20 protein-coding genes are annotated in these 17,352 nt (G+C 72.0%); 3 read left to right on the top strand and 17 right to left on the bottom strand.

From position 1 onward, the window contains the following. Nucleotides 1-63 precede the first annotated feature (63 nt). The 4 genes from ACZ7OH_RS04825 to ACZ7OH_RS04810 form a co-directional block, all read right to left on the bottom strand. Nucleotides 64-819, bottom strand: a complete 756-nt coding sequence (locus tag ACZ7OH_RS04825; RefSeq protein ID WP_086675256.1) for a YebC/PmpR family DNA-binding transcriptional regulator — start codon at nt 817-819, stop codon at nt 64-66. 41 nt (nt 820-860) lie between these two features. Then, entirely contained in the window at nt 861-1,478 is a 618-nt protein-coding gene (pdxT, locus tag ACZ7OH_RS04820) for a pyridoxal 5'-phosphate synthase glutaminase subunit PdxT (protein ID WP_400908961.1), read from the bottom strand. Between the two features lie 75 nt (nt 1,479-1,553). Next, complete coding sequence (locus tag ACZ7OH_RS04815; protein ID WP_400908958.1) at nt 1,554-1,874, bottom strand: AzlD domain-containing protein; 321 nt, start codon at nt 1,872-1,874, stop codon at nt 1,554-1,556. Continuing rightward, nucleotides 1,874-2,566, bottom strand: coding sequence for an AzlC family ABC transporter permease (locus ACZ7OH_RS04810; RefSeq protein WP_470279633.1), 693 nt, complete (start codon nt 2,564-2,566; stop codon nt 1,874-1,876). The genes ACZ7OH_RS04815 and ACZ7OH_RS04810 overlap by 1 nt, the downstream gene beginning before the upstream one ends. 69 nt (nt 2,567-2,635) lie before the next feature. Between ACZ7OH_RS04810 and ACZ7OH_RS04805 the strand changes: the two genes are divergently transcribed. Together ACZ7OH_RS04805 and ACZ7OH_RS04800 are read left to right on the top strand one after the other, a co-directional pair. After that, entirely contained in the window at nt 2,636-3,199 is a 564-nt protein-coding gene (locus ACZ7OH_RS04805) for a helix-turn-helix domain-containing protein (RefSeq protein ID WP_470279632.1), read from the top strand. Nucleotides 3,200-3,220: 21 nt separating this feature from the next. Continuing rightward, nucleotides 3,221-3,445 (top strand): hypothetical protein, encoded by a 225-nt coding sequence (locus tag ACZ7OH_RS04800; RefSeq protein WP_470279631.1) that lies wholly within the window; start codon nt 3,221-3,223, stop codon nt 3,443-3,445. 22 nt (nt 3,446-3,467) lie between these two features. Here the strand turns inward: ACZ7OH_RS04800 and pdxS are convergent, their stop codons facing one another. The 3 genes from pdxS to ACZ7OH_RS04785 all read right to left on the bottom strand — a co-directional run bounded on the left by pdxS (nt 3,468) and on the right by ACZ7OH_RS04785 (nt 6,927). After that, nucleotides 3,468-4,382, bottom strand: coding sequence for a pyridoxal 5'-phosphate synthase lyase subunit PdxS (pdxS, locus tag ACZ7OH_RS04795; RefSeq protein WP_470279630.1), 915 nt, complete (start codon nt 4,380-4,382; stop codon nt 3,468-3,470). An 88-nt stretch (nt 4,383-4,470) separates the two neighbouring features. Further along, nucleotides 4,471-5,454, bottom strand: coding sequence for a DUF5937 family protein (locus tag ACZ7OH_RS04790; protein WP_470279629.1), 984 nt, complete (start codon nt 5,452-5,454; stop codon nt 4,471-4,473). Nucleotides 5,455-5,484: 30 nt separating this feature from the next. Then, nucleotides 5,485-6,927, bottom strand: a complete 1,443-nt coding sequence (locus ACZ7OH_RS04785; RefSeq protein WP_470279628.1) for an FAD-binding oxidoreductase — start codon at nt 6,925-6,927, stop codon at nt 5,485-5,487. A 130-nt stretch (nt 6,928-7,057) separates the two neighbouring features. On the opposite strand from ACZ7OH_RS04785, the gene ACZ7OH_RS04780 reads away from it, so the two are divergent. Continuing rightward, the gene (locus tag ACZ7OH_RS04780) at nt 7,058-9,166 is read left to right on the top strand and encodes an elongation factor G-like protein EF-G2 (protein ID WP_470279627.1); all 2,109 of its coding nucleotides are present in this window, start codon (nt 7,058-7,060) and stop codon (nt 9,164-9,166) included. A gap of 54 nt (nt 9,167-9,220) precedes the next feature. On the opposite strand, the gene ACZ7OH_RS04775 is transcribed toward ACZ7OH_RS04780, so the two are convergent. From ACZ7OH_RS04775 to ACZ7OH_RS04730, 10 genes are all read right to left on the bottom strand, one after another. Further along, the gene (locus ACZ7OH_RS04775) at nt 9,221-9,724 is read right to left on the bottom strand and encodes an XdhC family protein (RefSeq protein WP_470279626.1); all 504 of its coding nucleotides are present in this window, start codon (nt 9,722-9,724) and stop codon (nt 9,221-9,223) included. 19 nt (nt 9,725-9,743) lie between these two features. Beyond that, the gene (locus ACZ7OH_RS04770) at nt 9,744-9,998 is read right to left on the bottom strand and encodes a hypothetical protein (protein WP_470279625.1); all 255 of its coding nucleotides are present in this window, start codon (nt 9,996-9,998) and stop codon (nt 9,744-9,746) included. Between the two features lies 1 nt (nt 9,999). Next, on the bottom strand, nt 10,000-10,482 hold the full coding sequence (locus ACZ7OH_RS04765; RefSeq protein ID WP_470279624.1) for an NUDIX hydrolase: 483 nt from the start codon (nt 10,480-10,482) through the stop codon (nt 10,000-10,002). Continuing rightward, complete coding sequence (locus ACZ7OH_RS04760; RefSeq protein ID WP_470280308.1) at nt 10,479-11,624, bottom strand: glycosyltransferase family 4 protein; 1,146 nt, start codon at nt 11,622-11,624, stop codon at nt 10,479-10,481. The genes ACZ7OH_RS04765 and ACZ7OH_RS04760 overlap by 4 nt, the downstream gene beginning before the upstream one ends. 18 nt (nt 11,625-11,642) lie before the next feature. Next, a complete protein-coding gene (locus ACZ7OH_RS04755) occupies nt 11,643-12,560 on the bottom strand; it encodes a phosphatidylinositol mannoside acyltransferase (RefSeq protein ID WP_470279623.1) in 918 nt (305 codons plus the stop codon). Further along, on the bottom strand, nt 12,557-13,183 hold the full coding sequence (gene pgsA / locus ACZ7OH_RS04750; protein ID WP_400908921.1) for a phosphatidylinositol phosphate synthase: 627 nt from the start codon (nt 13,181-13,183) through the stop codon (nt 12,557-12,559). The genes ACZ7OH_RS04755 and pgsA overlap by 4 nt, the downstream gene beginning before the upstream one ends. 89 nt (nt 13,184-13,272) lie before the next feature. Next, nucleotides 13,273-13,803, bottom strand: coding sequence for a MarR family winged helix-turn-helix transcriptional regulator (locus tag ACZ7OH_RS04745; protein WP_470279622.1), 531 nt, complete (start codon nt 13,801-13,803; stop codon nt 13,273-13,275). A 62-nt stretch (nt 13,804-13,865) separates the two neighbouring features. After that, entirely contained in the window at nt 13,866-14,408 is a 543-nt protein-coding gene (locus ACZ7OH_RS04740) for an HIT family protein (protein WP_400908915.1), read from the bottom strand. Next, entirely contained in the window at nt 14,405-16,450 is a 2,046-nt protein-coding gene (gene thrS / locus ACZ7OH_RS04735) for a threonine--tRNA ligase (RefSeq protein ID WP_470279621.1), read from the bottom strand. Before thrS ends, ACZ7OH_RS04740 begins: the two co-directional genes overlap by 4 nt. Before the next feature lie 133 nt (nt 16,451-16,583). Next, on the bottom strand, nt 16,584-17,198 hold the full coding sequence (locus ACZ7OH_RS04730; RefSeq protein WP_470279620.1) for a malonic semialdehyde reductase: 615 nt from the start codon (nt 17,196-17,198) through the stop codon (nt 16,584-16,586). Nucleotides 17,199-17,352: the final 154 nt, after the last annotated feature.

The following is a 17,352-nucleotide window of genomic DNA, read 5'->3' as shown; positions in this document are numbered from 1 at the left end:
CACAGTGCCCGGGCCGGAAAGTTTCCGGCCCGGGCACGAAAGCGGTGCGGCGCAAGGAAAAACTCAGCCGACTTCGGCGAGCACCTCGTCCGAGACATCGAAGTTCGCGTAGACGTTCTGGACGTCGTCGCAGTCTTCGAGGGCGTCGATCAGCTTGAAGACCTTCTTCGCGCCGTCGGCGTCCAGGGGGACGCTGACGGTCGGGAGGAACGTCAGCTCCGCCGACTCGTACTCGAAGCCGGCTTCCTGCAGGGCCTTGCGCACCGGCACCAGGTCGCCGCCCTCGGAGACGATCTCGAAGCTCTCGTCGAGGTCGTTGACCTCTTCGGCGCCCGCGTCGAGGACCGCCATGAGGACGTCGTCCTCGGTGGCTTCGGCCTTCGGCATGAGCACGACGCCCTTGCGGTTGAACATGTAGGCGACCGAGCCCGGGTCGGCGAGGGAGCCGCCGTTGCGGGTGAGCGCGGTGCGGACCTCCATCGCGGCGCGGTTCTTGTTGTCGGTCAGGCACTCGATCAGCACCGCCACGCCGTTGGGGCCGTAGCCCTCGTACGTGATGTTCTGCCAGTCGGCGCCGCCGGCCTCTTCACCGGCGCCGCGCTTGCGGGCGCGCTCGATGTTGTCCTGCGGGACCGAGTTCTTCTTGGCCTTCTGGATGGCGTCGTAGAGCGTCGGGTTGCCATCCGGGTCGCCACCACCGGTGCCCGTGCGGGCGGCCACCTCGATGTTCTTGATCAACCGCGCGAAGAGCTTGCCGCGCTTCGCGTCGAGGTTGGCCTTCTTGTGCTTCGTGGTGGCCCACTTGGAGTGGCCGCTCATCTCTCCTCCATCTGTTCCGTACCCCGGCCGGGCACCGCGTCTCAGGCTGCCTTCCGCGCGAGGTCGACGAACAGCCGGTGCACCCGCACGTCGGGCGTCAGCTCCGGGTGGAACGCGGTCGCCAGCACCGCCCCTTGCCGGACCGCGACGATCCTAGCGGTGTCGTCGTCCACGCCGGGCACGCCGCTGACGGTGGCCAGCACCTCGACGCCGTCACCGGCCTTCTCGACCCACGGCGCCCGGATGAAAACCGCGCGCACTTCGCCGTCGACGCCGGCGAAGTCGAGGTCCGCCTCGAAGGAGTCGACCTGCCGGCCGAAGGCGTTCCGCCGGACGACGACGTCGAGGCCGCCGAGCTGCTGCTGGTCGGGCCGCCCGTCGAGGGTCTGCCGGGCCAGCAGGATCATCCCGGCGCACGAGCCGAAGGCGGGCATGCCCTCGGCGATCCGAGCTTTGAGCGGTTCCAGCAGTTCGAACGTCTCGAGCAGCTTCGACATGGTGGTCGACTCGCCGCCGGGCAGCACCAGGCCGTCCACTTCGGACAGTTCACCGGCTCGCCGGACCGGCTTGGCGCGCGCACCGGCTTCTTCCAGCATGGCGACGTGCTCCCGCACGGCACCCTGCATGGCGAGCACACCGATGACCGGTTCCGACGACACCCGACCTCCCGAAAGACCTTCCCACCAGCCTAGACGCACCGGCCCGGTGGCTTACCGGCAGGTCAGCCGCCTCGCTCACGGAACACCGGCCAGCCGCAGCAGCGCCGCCGTCGCCGCGGCGGCCACCACCACCAGCGCGAACGGTGCCTTCCGCCACGCCAGCACCCCCGCCACCAGGACTCCCGCCGGCCGCGCGATCCCGGCGAACCCGTGGCCCTCGGTCAGGGCACTCACGGCCACCAGCGCCGCCAGCAGCACCACCGCCGCCAGGGCCATCAACCGCTCGGCCTTCGGGGTCAGCTTCACGCGGCTGCGCAGCGCCGGACCCGCGAAGCGGAACGCGAACGTCCCGGCCGCCAGCACCCCCGTGGCGATCAGCAGTTCCACGCCGTCCATCAGCGCGCCTCCTCCAGCTCGGGCTCCTTCGCCGCCACCCCGGCCAGCACCCCCGCCAGCGCGAGCAGCACCGGCAGCCCCGCCGGCAGGAACGGCGTCGCCACCAGGGCGACCAGCACCCCGAGCAGCACCGGCAGCCGGGTCGCCTTGTCACGCAGCGACGGCAGCACCAGCGCCAGCAGCACCGCCGGGAACGCCGCGTCCAGGCCGAACGCGTCCGTGTCGCTGATCGCCGTGCCGGCGTACGCCCCGCCGACCACGCCGATGTTCCAGCAGGCGAACAGGCCGGTCCCGCACGCCCAGTACGCGGCGCGCCGGCGGTGCGCCTCGCGCTGGGCCAGCGCGAACGCGACCGATTCGTCGATCATCAGGTGGCTGCCCGCCAGCCGGGCCGTCCACCGCTTCCCCAGGACGTCGCCGATCGCGAAGCCGAACGGCAGGTGCCGCGCGTTGGCCAGCAGCCCGGCCAGCACTGCGGCGAACGGGTTGCCGCCCGCGGCGACGATGCCGATGAACATGAACTGCGACGCCCCGGCGAAGACCAGCAGGGACATCAGCATCGGCAGCCACAGCGGGAAGCCGGAGCTCACCGCGATGGCGCCGTAGGAAACCCCCACGAGACAATCGGCGAGACAGACCAGGCCGATGTCACGGGCGAGGCCCCGATCGAGTGTTCGCCATATCGAACGCATGTGTTCTATGGTGAACACAGGCACCCATGTTCGTCAAGGCGAACAGAACGACCGATGGAGCGAACGGCAATGTCGCAGGAAACCACCGGCGCGCCGCTGGAGATCATCGCCGCGTCCCTGCGCCGGGAACGCACCCGCGCGGGCTTGTCCCTGACCGAGGTCGCGCGCCGCGCCGGCCTGGCCAAGTCGACGCTCTCGCAGCTCGAATCGGGCACCGGCAACCCGAGCGTCGAGACGCTGTGGGCGCTCGGCGTCGCCCTCGACGTGCCGTTCTCCCGGCTGGTCGAGCCGGAGCGGCCGAAGGTCCGGGTGGTCCGCGCGGGCCGGGGGCCGACAGTGTTCGCCGAACACGCCGACTACGCGTGCACGCTGCTGTCGGCGTGCCCCACCGGCGCCCGGCGCGACATCTACGTAGTCCGCGGCGAGCCGGGCACGCCGCGGCGCTCCGACCCGCACATGACCGGGGTGGTCGAGCACATCGTGCTGTGCGCGGGCCGCGCGCGGGTCGGCGTCATGGACGCCCCCGAGGAGCTCCTGCCCGGGGACTACATCTGCTACCCCGGGGACGTGCCGCACATCTTCGAGGCCCTCGAGCCGGGTACGTACGCCGTCGAGATCTCCGAATACGTCTGAGCCGCCGGGCAGGATGGCGCCATGACCGACCCGCGTGACCGATGGCGTGCATTCCACTTCTCCCGGAGCAACCCGGAGGGACCGGGGCAGGGTGACGTCGCCGCGCTGCTACGACGCGTCGCCGACGCGATCGAGGGCCTCGGTGACGTGCAGGTCCACGACATCACCTTCGCCTCGGAGGTCACCGACGGCGAAGACGACCTCACCATGACCGTGTACTACGACCGCGAACCCCGTCGCCGATGACTGCCCGGCAGGCGAAGTGGATCTACCAGCCGCGCTCGGCGAGGCGGTGCGGCTCCGGGAGCTCCTCGACGTTGATCCCCACCATCGCCTCGCCCAGGCCGCGCGAAACCTTCGCCAGCACGTCCGGGTCGTCGTAGAACGTCGTCGCCTTGACGATCGCTTCCGCGCGCTGGGCCGGGTTGCCGGACTTGAAGATGCCCGAGCCGACGAACACGCCCTCGGCGCCGAGCTGCATCATCATCGCCGCGTCGGCCGGGGTGGCGATGCCGCCCGCGGTGAACAGCACCACCGGGAGCTTGCCGGCCTGCGCCACCTCGCGGACCAGCTCGTACGGCGCCTGCAGCTCCTTGGCCGCGACGAACAGCTCGTCCTCCGGCAGCGACGTCAGCCGCCGGATCTCCTGGCGGATCTGGCGCATGTGGGTGGTGGCGTTGGAGACGTCGCCGGTGCCGGCCTCGCCCTTGGAGCGGATCATCGCCGCGCCCTCGGTGATCCGGCGCAGCGCCTCGCCCAGGTTGGTCGCGCCGCAGACGAAGGGAACCGTGAAGGCCCACTTGTCGATGTGGTTGGCGTAGTCGGCCGGGGTGAGGACCTCGGACTCGTCGATGTAGTCGACGCCGAGGGACTGCAGGACCTGCGCCTCGACGAAGTGGCCGATGCGGGCCTTCGCCATCACCGGGATCGAGACGGCCTCGATGATGCCGTCGATCAGGTCGGGGTCGCTCATCCGCGCGACGCCGCCCTGCGCGCGGATGTCGGCGGGCACGCGCTCCAGCGCCATCACCGCGACCGCACCGGCGTCTTCGGCGATCTTGGCCTGGTCGGCGGTGACCACGTCCATGATCACGCCGCCCTTGAGCATCTCGGCCATGCCGCGCTTCACCTTGGCGGTGCCGGTGACGGACTGGACGGTGGCGGTGGTCTGCTGCTCGGACACGACGAGGCCTTTCGAGATGAAATCGGTGGGTACGCATCCGAGAGTAGGTCCGTGGTGGACCCTTCAAGCAGGCCAGTACGCGGCTATCTCAGGAGTCCACTTCCGGCACCCCCGCGACCAGGACTTCCGCGGCCCGGGTGCGTGCGTACAGCACGTGACGTCCGGCACGATGCCCGCTGACCAGGCCCGCGGCCTTCAGGACGCCGAGGTGCTGCGACACCGCCCCGGCGCTGAGCCGGGTCCGGCGGGCGAGCTCGGCGGTGGACGCCGGCGCGGTCAGCTCGGTCAGCAGCATGGCCCGGCCGCGGCCCACGACGGCGGCCAGCGCGCCGGGCGCGGCGGCCGTGCCGGTCTCCCAGAGCGTGGCGATGCCGCGCGGCGGGTAGCGCAGCACCGGCTGCCAGCGCGGGTCGGTCTTGGAGAACACCCGCGGCCAGACGAACGCCGAGGGCACGAGCACCAGGCCGCGCCCGTCGAGCGGCACGGCCGCGTGCAGGTGGCGGTGCGCGACCGTGAGCGTGCCGCCCTGCCAGCGGACCAGCGGCGTGAGGTCGTTGAACAGCTCCGCCGCCCCGCCCTGGGCCAGCATCCGCGACCGGTGCAGCACGTCGGCCTCGAGCAGCGCGCGGATCCGCGGCCAGTCGTGGGTGAGCACCAGCTCCCAGTACTGCTCCATCAGCGTCGCGAGCCGCTCGAGACCGGCTTCGGGGTCGCGGTGGAGGCGGTTCAACGCGGGCGTGCGCGGCCCGGCCATCGCGTCCAGCTCGCGCCGGACGACGCGGGCGGGCACGTCGCGCAGGTCCGCGAGCTCGTCGGCGAGCTCGGGCAGCGGCGTCGACGGCGTCGCGGCCAGGAAGCCGGGCAGGTGCCGCAGCGGGACGAGGTCGCGCAGGAGCCCGATGTCCAGCCCGGCCTCGGCGAGCGCCGCGGTGGCGCGTTTGACCCACGGCAGGTGCAGCGCGTGCTCCCCCGGCTGGTTCAGGACGCGGACGCTCGCGACGATCTCCCACGCGGGCGAGAACGCGAACCGGGTGTGCGCCAGGTCCTCTGTGGAGAATGCCAGGTCGAGCACGCGCTGCCTCTCTGCCGAGTGCCGCGGAGCTTACGTCTCTCCGATATGGACAGTCGAGCGGGGCGCCGAAAGTCCTTGCGGGAAAGCGAAAATTCCTCGCGGGTCATACTTCCGGGCGACAGCGCGCAGCCGCGGCAGGTTCACCCCGTAGTACGCCTGCGCCCAATCGGGCATCTCCGGGTCGAGGTAGTTGACGTAGCCCGTGGTGCCGAACTCCGGCCCGAGCCCGTCGCGCACGGCGGCCAGCGAGCGCCGTGCACCGGCCTCCCCGCCGTTTTCCGGCTCCGCGCCGTGCAGGAACTGGAGGCTGGCGAGCGCCGTCCGGTACGGGAACGCCGTTTCCCGGGCGCCGACGCGCGCGATGGCGCCGCCCGCCGAGTCCACGATCGTGCGGATTCCCGGGTCGCGGGTGAGCACGCCGACGACCGCGCCCGGGTCGGCGAGCGGCCGGGTCAGCATCCTCGACGTGCCGGTGTACGTCCCCCGGTCCGCGGCCGCCGAGGGCCGGGACTCCTGGTCGTCGAACGAGCGCATCGCGCTCAGGTGGTCCTGGACGCCCTCGTTCCACTCTGTCGGCGCGGTGCCGACGCGGCGGACGAGGTCTTCGAGCAGCGCGTGCATGCGCGCCCGCGGGCCGAGGAAGGTGCCGCCGAGCGTGGCCTCGTTCCACGCCAGCCCCATCCCCGACCACAGCTCGTCCGGCGCCACCGGCTGCCACTCCTGCCAAGCGGCGAGCAACGCGGCCCCGGCGGCGGGCGGGAACTCGAGGGCGAACGTGGCGACGTCGGCGACCGGCACCGTCCGGAAGGTGAAGCCGGTGACGATCCCGAAGTTCCCGCCACCGCCGCCGCGCAGCGCCCAGAAAAGATCGGGCTCCGCGGCCGCCGACACCGTCCGCACCCGGCCGTCGGCCGTGACGATCCGCGCCGCTTCCAGGTGGTCGCACGTCAACCCGTACTTCCGGTCGAGCACGCCGACCCCGCCGCCGAGGGCGAGCCCGGCGATGCCGACCGTGCCGCAGCTGCCCGCGGGCAGCACCCGGCCGGCCGCGGCGAGCGTCGTCGCGATCGGACCCAAGCGCGCGCCGGCCCCGATCACCGCACGGCCGTCCGGCCGCGCCTCGATACCCGAAAACCGGCTCAGGTCCACGACGATCCCGCCGTCCACAGTGGAATAGCCGGGATAGCTGTGCCCGCCGCTGCGAGCCGCCACCGGCAAGCGGTGCCGCGCGGCGAAAGCGACGGCCGCCTGGACGTCCTCGACGCGCACGGCGCCGACGACGGCGGCCGGCTGCCGGTCGTCGTACATCGTGAAGAAACCCTGCTTGGCCTCCGGGTAACCCGGGTCGCCCGGCCGGAAGAGCGGGCCGGTCAGCCGCCGGCGCAGCCGCTCCCAGTCGTCCGGCGGCGGCCACCCCGCCAGGCCCGCCACCGGCACCGCTCCGGAAACCCGCAAGAAAGTCCGCCTGTCCACGTCACTCCCCCTGCCCCGTGTCCCCCCGGGCATTCGGCTGGTCCCGGGGGCCCTGCCTTGCCGTGACCAGGGTAGCGGGTGTGTGATCGAGGACACATCTCGTACACCAGCCGTTCGCCGAGGAGTCGTCATGGCAGACAAACAAGCCAAGAACGCCGACACCGGGGCCGCCGTCGCTGTGGACGACCCCGCGAAGGTCCGCAACGTCGTGCTCGTCGGCCCGTCCGGCTCGGGGAAGACGACCCTCACCGAGGCGCTGCTCGCGGCGTCCGGCACCGTCCCGCGCGCGGGCTCGGTGGTCGAGGGGACGACGGTGTGCGACCACGACCCCGCGGCGGTGCGCCAGCAGCGATCGGTCGGCCTCTCGGTCGCGCCGGTGCTGCACCAGGGCCACAAGATCAACCTGATCGACACCCCGGGGTACGCCGATTTCGTCGGGGAGCTGCGGGCCGGGCTGCGCGCGGCCGACGCGGCGCTGTTCGTCGTCTGCGCCGCCGAAGGCGTCGACGCGGCGACGGTCGCGGTGTGGGAAGAGTGCGCGGCGGTCGGGATGCCGCGCGCGGTCGTCGTCTCCCGGCTCGACCACCACCGGGCCGACGCGATGGCCGAGATCGCCGCCTGCCAGGCCGCGTTCGGCGACGGCGTGCTGCCGCTGTACCTGCCCGCGGGCGACGGCCTGGTCGGGCTGATCACCCAGCGGTACTTCGACTACTCCGGCGGCCACCCGCCGAAGATCGGCGAGCCCGACCCGGCGGACCTGGAGCGGATGGCCGAGGCGCGCAACGAGCTGATCGAAGGGATCATCGCCGAGAGCGAGGACGAGTCCCTGATGGACCGCTACCTCGCCGGCGAGGCGATCGCCGAGGAGACGCTGATCGCCGACCTCGAAACCGCCGTCGCGCGCGGGTCGTTCCACCCGGTGATCCCGGTGTGCGCGACCAGCGGGATCGGCCTGGCCGAGGTGCTCGACGGGATCGTCCGCGCGTTCCCCTCGCCCCTGGAGCACCAGCCACCCGACGTCACCACGCCGGACGGCGGGGAGCACGCCGCCATCACCGCCGACCCCGCGGGCCCCCTCGCCGCGGAGGTCGTCCGGACGGCCGTCGACTCCTACGTCGGCCGGGTGTCCCTCGTCCGGGTGTTCTCCGGGACGCTGCGTCCCGAGCGGCCGGTGCACGTGTCCGGGCACGGCCTCGCCGAACGCGGCCACGAGGACCACGACGCCGACGAGCGCGTCGCGCACCTCTACTCCCCCCTCGGCGCGAACCTGCGGGAAGTGCCCTACTGCGTCGCCGGCGACCTCTGCGCGCTGACGAAGGTCGGCTCGGCCGAGACCGGCGACACCGTCTCCTCGCCGGAGGAGCCGCTGCTGATGGAACCGTGGGCGATGCCGGAGCCGCTGCTGCCGGTGGCGGTGGTCGCGAAGACCCGCAGCGACGAAGACACCCTCGCCCGCAACCTGTCCCGGCTGGTCGCCGGCGACCCCACCCTGCGGCTGGACCGCAACGCCGAGACCGCCCAGCTGGTGCTGTGGTGCATGGGCGAAGCGCACGCCGACGTCGTGCTCTCGCGGCTGCGGGCGGGCGGCGCCGACGTCGAGACCGAGCCGGTGAAGATCAGCCTGCGCTCGACGTTCGCCAAGCCGGCCAAGGGACACGGGCGGCACGTGAAGCAGTCCGGCGGGCACGGCCAGTTCGCCGTCTGCGACATCGAGGTCGAGCCGCTCCCGCGCGGCGGCGGGTTCCAGTTCGTCGACAAGGTCGTCGGCGGCTCGGTGCCGCACCAGTTCATCCCGAGCGTGGAGAAGGGCGTGCGGGCCCAGCTGGCGCGCGGGCTGGCCGACGGGCACCCGGTGGTCGACGTGAAGGTGACGCTGGTCGACGGGAAGGCCCACAGCGTCGACTCCTCCGACGCGGCGTTCCAGACCGCGGGCGCGCTCGCGCTGCGCGAAGCCGCGGCGAACGGGCACATCACGATGCTGGAGCCCCTGGAGGAGGTGGCGATCCGGCTGCCGGACGAGCACCTCGGCACGGTGCTCGGCGACCTCTCGTCCCGCCGCGGCCGGGTGCTGGGCACCGAAGCCGGCGACGGCGGCCGGACGGTGATCCGGGCGGAGGTCCCGGCGACGGAGCTGATCCGCTACCTGATCGACCTGCGCTCGATGACGTCGGGCACGGCGACGTTCACCCGCCGGCACGCGCGCTTCGAGCCGATGCCGGAAGGAATGGCGGTCCACTAGCCCGGTCGTGGGTGAGAAACAGTGTTCCAACGCTGTTTCTCACTCACGACGGGGTCAGAAGTCGAAGCCGCCCGGGCGCCCGTTGCGGTCGGCCAGCAGACCGGCGAGGGTCGCGACGGCGATCTCCGGCGGCGTGCGTGAGCCGATGTTCAGCCCGACCGGCCGGTGCACGCGGGCGATGTCGTCGTCGCTCACGCCCAGGCCCCGCAACGCGGCCACGTGCGGGCCGGGGTGCCTCGGGTTGCCGAGCACGCCGATCCAGCGCGGGTTTCCGCCCAGCGCGGCCTTCAGCACCTCGCCGAGCTCGGGCCGGTGGTGGTCGGTGACGACGACGTCCGCCGAGCCGTCGAGCGGCGGCAGCGTCGTGTCCGCCTCGATCCCCTCGGGCCCGTCGGTGGCGCGCGCGGCGTCCGGCTCGAACAGCGCCACGTGGTAGCCGAGGTCGCCGGCGAACTTCAGCAGATACCGCGAAACCGGCGACGCGAACACCGCCACCAGGGTCCGCACACCGGGGTCCGCCTCGGCCGTGCCGTGGGCGACGTCGCAGGTCTCGCTCATGCCGCCCAGTCTGGCAGCTTCAGACCTCGTCGAGCACGCTCAGCCGGAAGTGGAACGTCGACGTCCGGCCCTCGACGACCACCAGGTACCCGCCGGCGCCGCGCAGGACCTTCCGCGACTTCGGCGACCACGGGTAGACCGGCTGGTACTCCCGCGCGAGCCGCTCGGCCTCGGCCTCGGCAGTCGCCTGGTCGTCGTAGGAGAACGTCTCGGACAACGACCAGCTCCGGCCGTCACCCGCGCCGCGCTGCTCCTCGACGACCACCCACCACACGTCAGACCTCCGGCTCGGCGAACTCGAAGTACTCCGGCAGCGGCGCCGTCCCCGCGAGCCGGAAGTAGCGCACCTTCCGCCGCCGCCGCAGGCGCAGCGTGTCGCGGACGGCATCGTTGTGGACGCGGCGGGCGATCACCACCCGGTGCTCGGCGTCGGTCAGCTCCTCGGCCAGCTCGGCCGGCAGCCCCGTCCGGTCGACGCGGCTCAGCTGCAGCGTCAGGTCGCCCTCTTCGGCCTCGCGCTCCACGCGCGGCGCCGCCTCCGCGCGTTCGGCCGACGTCCGCAGCCGGGTGTCGCCCAGCACCACGGCGACCGCGCGCGCCACCACCGCGCGGCGGGCCAGCGCCGCGTCGAGGGCGGCCCAGCCGGCGTCCATCCGGACGTGCAGCCGGTCGAGCCGGTTCGCCGTCGCCACCAGGAAGAGCCCACCCAGCACGACGACCAGCGCCAGCACCGGCAGCAGCCAGCCGAGCACGCTCACCGCGCCGGCTCCCGCTCCGGCGCCGCGACGCGCCGCGGGTCGGCGACCACGGCCGTCTCGTAGACCCGCAGCACCTGCGTCGCCACCACCGACCAGTCGAACATCGTGACGCGCTCCCCCGCCGCCGCGGCCAGCGACGCCCGGCGCGCCGGGTCGCCGAGCAGCTCGCGCAGCCCGTCCGCGAGGGCCGCGGGGTCGCCGGTCTCGACGAGCATCCCGGCGTGGCCGTCGTCGAGCACGCGGCGGAACGAGTCCAGGCCGCTGGCCAGCACCGGGGTCCCGGCCGCCATCGCCTCGGTCAGGATCATCCCGAAGCTCTCGCCGCCGGTGTTGGGCGCGCAGTAGACGTCGACGCTGCGCAGCGCTTGGGCCTTGACGAAGTCGTCGGCCTGGCCGAGCAGCTCCAGGTGCGGCGCGAGCTCGGGGCCGGCGTCGCGGCGCAGCTGGTCTTCGTCGCCGCGGCCGACCACGACCAGCCGCAGGTCTTCGAACTCGGGCAAGATCTGCCGCAGCGCTTCCAGCAGGACGCCCATGCCCTTGCGCGGCTCGCCGAACCGGCCGACGAACCCGACCGTGCCGCCCGCCCGCGGGTAGCCCGGCAGCGGCGTCGCCGAGGAGAAGAACTCGACGTCGACCCCGTTGGGGATCTCGACGGCGTCGCCGCCCGCGTGCTCGACCTGGACCCGGCGGGCCAGCGCGGACACCGCGATCCGCGCCGTGATCTTCTCCAGCAGCGGCCGCAGCACCGGCTGGAACGCCGAGAGCGTGCGCGAGCGCGTGGTCGCGGTGTGGAACGTCGCCACGATCGGGCCGTCGGCGATGAGCAGCGCCAGCAGCGAAAGGCTCGGCGCGGCCGGCTCGTGCAGGTGCAGGACGTCGAAGTCGCCGTCTCGGATCCAGCGGCGCACGCGCGCGTAGGACACCGGGCCAAACTGCAGCCGGGCGACCGAGCCGTTGTACCGGATGCCGAGCGCCTTCCCGGCCGGGTGCACGAACTCCGGGAGCTCGGCGTCTTCGTCGGCGGGCGCCAGCACGGACACCCGGTGCCCGCGGGCGAGCAGCGCCTTCGTCAGGTCGATCACGTGCCCCTGGACCCCGCCGGGGACGTCGAACGAATAGGGGCAGACGATCCCGATCCGCATCGGGCGCGCGGCCACGCCTCAGCTCGCTTCTTCGAGGCTGACCCGCTCGCCGGCCTCGAGGTCGGCGGGCCAGAACTTCTGCAGCATGTGCCAGTCGGCCGGGTGCGCGGCGATGTCGCCGGCGAAGATGTCGGCCAGCGCCTGGGTGGCCGCCGCGACCTCGGCGCGCGCGGTGACGCGGATGCGCGGGTGCAGCCGGATCTGCCAGCCGTCCTCGGTGAACCAGCAGCCGGCCGGGATCAGCGCGGCGCCGGTCGTGGCGGCCAGCCGCGCCGGGCCGCCGGGGAAGCGGGCCTGCTCGCCGAAGAACTTCACCGGGATCCCGCTGGTGGTCAGGTCGCGGTCGCCGACCAGGCAGACGGCCTTGTTCTCGCGCAGCCGCTTCAGCAGCACGCGCATCGCCGAGCTGTCGCCGGTCAGCGGCACGATCTCGAAGCCGAGCGACTCGCGGTACTCGACGAACCGGCGGTAGAGCGACTCGGGCTTCAGCCGCTCGGCGACCGTCGTGAACCCGCCGAGGTAGTCGGCCAGCCAGACGCCGGCGATGTCCCAGTTCCCGCTGTGCGGCAGCGCCATCACCGCGCCGTTGCCCTCGGCGAGGGCGGCGTCGAGGTTCTCCACGCCGGTGATGGAGGCCGCGACCTTGGCGCTGACCTCCTTCTGGTCCATCGACGGCAGCCGGAACGTCTCGTGCCAGTACCGGGCGTACGAGCGCATCGCGCGCCGGGTCAGCTCGTCCATCTCGACCTCGTCCGCCTGCGGGACGACGCGGGCGAGGTTGGCGCGCAGCTGCCGCACGGCCCCGCCGTCGCGCCGGACGGCGAGGTCCGCGCCGAGGGAGAACACCGTCCCGCCGAACCCGGGCGGCAGCCAGCCGGCCAGCCGCCACCCGGCCGCGTAGCCGAAGGCGCTCAACCGCTCGGACAGCGCGCTCATGCCGGTTGCTCCCCCGCCGCGGCCTCACGGGCCGCCTTCGCGACGGCGGCGAAACGCTGCAGGAGGGTGATGACCGACAGCACGGCGAGCAGCCAGAGCGTCACGTCCACGGTGTACGGGATGCCGAAGCCGTGCAGGCCGGTGCCGACGAGGGCGATGATCAGCCGCTCGGCGCGTTCGACGAGGCCGCCGTCCACCGGCAGGCCGGAGGCGTCGGCGCGGGCCTTGACGTAGGAGATGACCTGGGCGAGCACCAGGCACAGCAGTGCCGCGGCGGCGGCCGGGTGGTTGTCGTCGACGACGAAGCACCACCAGGCGATGGCGGCGAACAGCGCGCCGTCGACCAGCCGGTCGCAGGTGGCGTCGAGCACCGCGCCGAACGGGGTGCCGTAGCCGCGGGCGCGGGCCATCGCGCCGTCGAGGAGGTCGAGCATGGCGAAGCCCCACACCGTGAAGGTGCCCCAGAGCAGGTAGCCGTTGGGGAAGAAGACCAGGGCGCAGACGACCGCACCGGCGGTGCCGAGCACGGTCATCACGTTCGGGGTCAGCCCGACGCGGACCAGCGCCTGGCCGATCGGATCGGTGACGCGGGAAACGGAGGCACGCGCGAAGATATTGAGCATCGGTTCGTCTGAGGCACCTGGCTACGAGGGTCGGGTGGGCGAATGCAGCCTATCCACCCGCCTCGGCGAACCCGACGCGCCGTCCCGGCTCAGCCCGATTTCGGCAGCGCGACGACCTCGCCGGGGTACTCGCGCGCCTCTTCGGCGGCCTGCGCGGCGGCGCACTTCGGCGAGAGGCGCTGCCGGATCGCGGCGCTGATTTCCCCGAGCGCGGTGACCTGCTCGGGCGTCAGGGGGTCGAAAAGGCTCTCGCGGACGGCCTCGACGTGCCCGGGCGCGGCCGCTTCGAGCGCGGCGAAGCCTTCGTCCGTGAGGACGGCCCAGGCGCCGCGCTTGTCGGTCGGGCAGGCCTCGCGGCGCACCCAGCCGTTGGCTTCCAGCCGCGCGACGGCGTGCGAGAGCCGGCTTCGCGACGCCTGGCGCGCGTCGGCGAGCTCGCTCATCCGCAGCCGGCGGCCTTCGGCCTCCGAGAGCGCGACGAGGACTTCGTAATAGGTGTGCGGCATGCCCGAGTCGTGCTGCAGCTGGCCTTCGAGGTGCGCGCTGAGCATGCGGGTGGCCGCGTTGAACTCACGCCAGACGCGCTGCTCGTCGTCGCTGAGCCATCGGGTTTCGGACATACCCCCATCATACCCTCGGTTGAACACTCAATTAGGATTTACCGTTACGGCATCCGAGCGTTTCACCAGGCGTCGGAGAGCAGGTCCCGCGTTTCGCCCAGCAATTGCGGCAGCACCTTCGTCTGGCCGATGATCGGCATGAAGTTCGCGTCGCCACCCCACCGCGGCACCAGGTGCTGGTGCAGGTGCGCCGCGATGCCCGCGCCCGCGATCACGCCCTGGTTCAGACCGATGTTGAAGCCGTGCGCGCCGGACACCGCGCGGATCACCTTCATCGCGTGCTGGGTGAACTCGGCGACCTCGCGCGTCTCCTCGACCGTCAGCTCGGTGTAGTCCGCGACGTGCCGGTAGGGCACCACCATCAGGTGCCCCGGGTTGTACGGGTACAGGTTCAGCACCGCGTACACCGCCTCGCCGCGCGCGACGATCAGGCCAGTCTTGTCGTCCAGGGACGGGATGCGGCAGAACGGGCAGCCGGTGTCCTCGTCGTCGTCCGGCTTGTCCTGGCCCTTGATGTAGGCCATCCGGTGCGGGGTCCAGAGGCGCTGGAACGCGTCCTGGACCCCGATGCCCTGCTGCTCGACGAGTTCGGGACCTTCGCTCACCGAACGACCGTCTCCAGCGCTTCGGCCGACGGCGACGCGTTTTCGCGGCGCTCGACCCACTCCGCGATGGCCTCGACCGCCTTCTCCACCGGCACGCCGTTGATCTGGCCGCCGTCGCGGAAGCGGAACGACACCGCGCCCGCCTCGACGTCCTTCGCGCCGGCCAGCAGCATGAACGGCACCTTCTGCGTGGTGTGCGTCCGGATCTTCTTCTGCATCCGGTCGTCGCTCGCGTCGACCTCGGCGCGGATCCCCTTGGCGCGCAACGCCTTCTCGACGTCCTGCAGGTACCCGACCTGGTCGGCGGTGATCGGGATGCCGACCACCTGCACCGGCGAGAGCCACGCCGGGAACGCGCCCGCGTAGTGCTCGGTCAGCACGCCGAAGAACCGCTCGATCGAGCCGAACAGCGCGCGGTGGATCATCACCGGCGTCTGGCGCGAGCCGTCGGGCGCGGTGTACTCGAGCTCGAACCGCTTGTTCTGGTTGAAGTCCAGCTGGATGGTCGACATCTGCCAGGTGCGGCCGATGGCGTCCTTGGCCTGCACCGAGATCTTCGGGCCGTAGAAGGCCGCGCCGCCCGGGTCCGGGACCAGCTCGAGGCCGGAGTCGACGGCGGCCTGCCGCAGCGTCTCGGTGGCCTCCTCCCACTCCCAGTCCTCGCCGATGAACTTGTCGGAGTCCCCGCGGGTGGACAGCTCGAGGTAGAAGTCGGAGAGGCCGTAGTCGGCGAGCAGGTCGAGGACGAACTTCAGCAGCGACCGGAGCTCGCCCGGCATCTGCTCCTTGGTGCAGTAGATGTGCGAGTCGTCCATCGTCAGCCCGCGCACGCGGGTGAGGCCGTGCACGACACCCGACTTCTCGTAGCGGTAGACGGTGCCGAACTCGAACAGCCGCAGCGGCAGCTCGCGGTAGGACCGCCCGCGCGAGCGGAAGATCAGGTTGTGCATCGGGCAGTTCATGGCCTTGAGGTAGTAGTTCTCCTCGTCGAACTGCACCGGCGGGAACATCGTGTCCGCGTAGTACGGCAGGTGGCCGGAGGTGTGGAACAGCTCGCCCTTGCTGATGTGCGGGGTGTTCACGAACTCGTAGCCGGCCTCCTCGTGGCGGCGGCGCGAGTAGTTCTCCAGCTCGCGGCGGATGATGCCGCCCTTGGGGTGGAACACCGGCAGGCCGGAGCCGATCTCCTCGGGGAAGGAGAACAGGTCCAGCTCGGCACCGAGCTTGCGGTGGTCGCGGCGCTCGGCCTCGGCGACGCGCTCGAGGTAGGCGTCCTGCGCCTCGGCCGACTCCCACGCCGTGCCGTAGATCCGCTGCAGCTGCGGGTTCTTCTCACTCCCCCGCCAGTACGCGGCGGCGACGCGGGTCAGCTTGAACGCCGGGATGAACTTCGTGGTCGGCACGTGCGGGCCCCGGCAGAGGTCACTCCAGACACGTTCCTTGGTGCGCGGGTCGAGGTTGTCGTAGATGGTGAGCTCGCCGGAAGCACTACTGTCCACCTCCATCACCTCGGAGGTGTCCACTGCGTCCACTTCGGACTTGAGGTCGACCAGCTCGAGCTTGAACGGCTCGTCCGCCAGTTCCTTCTTCGCCTCGTCCACGGAGTCGAAAACGCGCCGCGAGAACTGCTGGGCGCCCTTCACGATCTGCTTCATGCGCTTTTCGAGCGCCTGCAGGTCCTCGGGGGTGAACGGCTTGTCGACGGCGAAGTCGTAGTAGAAACCGTCCTTCACCGGCGGGCCGATGCCGAGCTTGGCGTCCGGGAACTGCTGCTGCACGGCCTGGGCGAGCACGTGCGCCGCCGAATGCCGGATGACGCTGCGGCCGTCCTCGGTGTTCGCGACGACCGGCTCGACCTCGGCGTCGGCCTCGGGAGCCCAGGCGAGGTCGCGCAGCTTGCCGTCGGCGTCGCGCACGACGACGACCGTGTCCTCGCCCTTGGTCGGCAGGCCGGCTTCGCGGACCGCCGCGCCCGCCGTAGTGCCCGCCGGTACCACCACACGGGAGGCGGCCACGGGGGAAACGGGGGGCGACTGGGACACGATCGGCTCCTCAAGCTGGAGTGACAAAGACGACTCCGTCGATGCTAGTCGGCGGCCCGCGCGGCCCTCACGCGCGTGGCGGGAACGCCGGACGGGCCGCCTCCGGTTCCGGAGACGGCCCGTCCAATCGAGGTCAGAGGGTTTCGACGACCTGCTCGAAGTCCAGCCGCGGCAGGCGGTCGAACCAGGGGTTCTCGCCCGGCTTGCCGACGTTGACGACGACCAGCGAGCGCCACTTCTTGTCCGCGAAGAACTCGTCGTCGACGCCCTGGGCGTCGAAGCCGGTCATCGGGCCGGCGGCCAGCCCGGCTGCGCGGACGCCGATGATGAAGTAGCCGACCTGCAGCAGCGAGTTCAGCTTGGAGAACTCGACGCGGCCCTGCTCGTCGGCGAAGTTGTCCTTCACCTGCGGGGCGTGCGGGAACACCTGGGGGATGTTCTCATGGAAGTCGACGTCCGCGGCGAGCACGACGGTCAGCGGCGCGGCTTCGGTCTTGTCCCGGTTGCCCGGGGCCATGTGGGGCAGCAGGCGGGCCTTCGCCTCGGCCGTCCGGAGCACCAGCGCCCGCAGCGGCTGGGTGTTCATCGACGTCGGGGCCCACTTGACGAGGTCGTAGATCGCGCGGACCTGCTCCTCGGTCACCGGCTCGGAGCTGAAACTGTTGGCCGTGCGCGCCTCGCGGAACAGGAGGTTCTGGACGTCCGCGGGAAGCTCGAGGGCCTTGGTCTGCTCGGCAAAGGTGGTCATGGGGCTGGCTTCCTTCCGTTGGGTCGGTTACCCCGTCCAACCAAGTTGAGCGTTGAACTATTTCGCGTTCAACCATCCGGCACCGGTGAAGTGGATCACAAGGGTGAGCCGGCGACTACGGTCAGCTAGAGGCGGTCAGCCGACCGGGTCACGC

The sequence above is a fragment of the Amycolatopsis sp. NPDC114478 genome (genome assembly GCF_055633805.1).
Note: the sequence above shows the minus strand (reverse complement) of the source record. Positions and strands in the feature narration are given on the sequence as shown.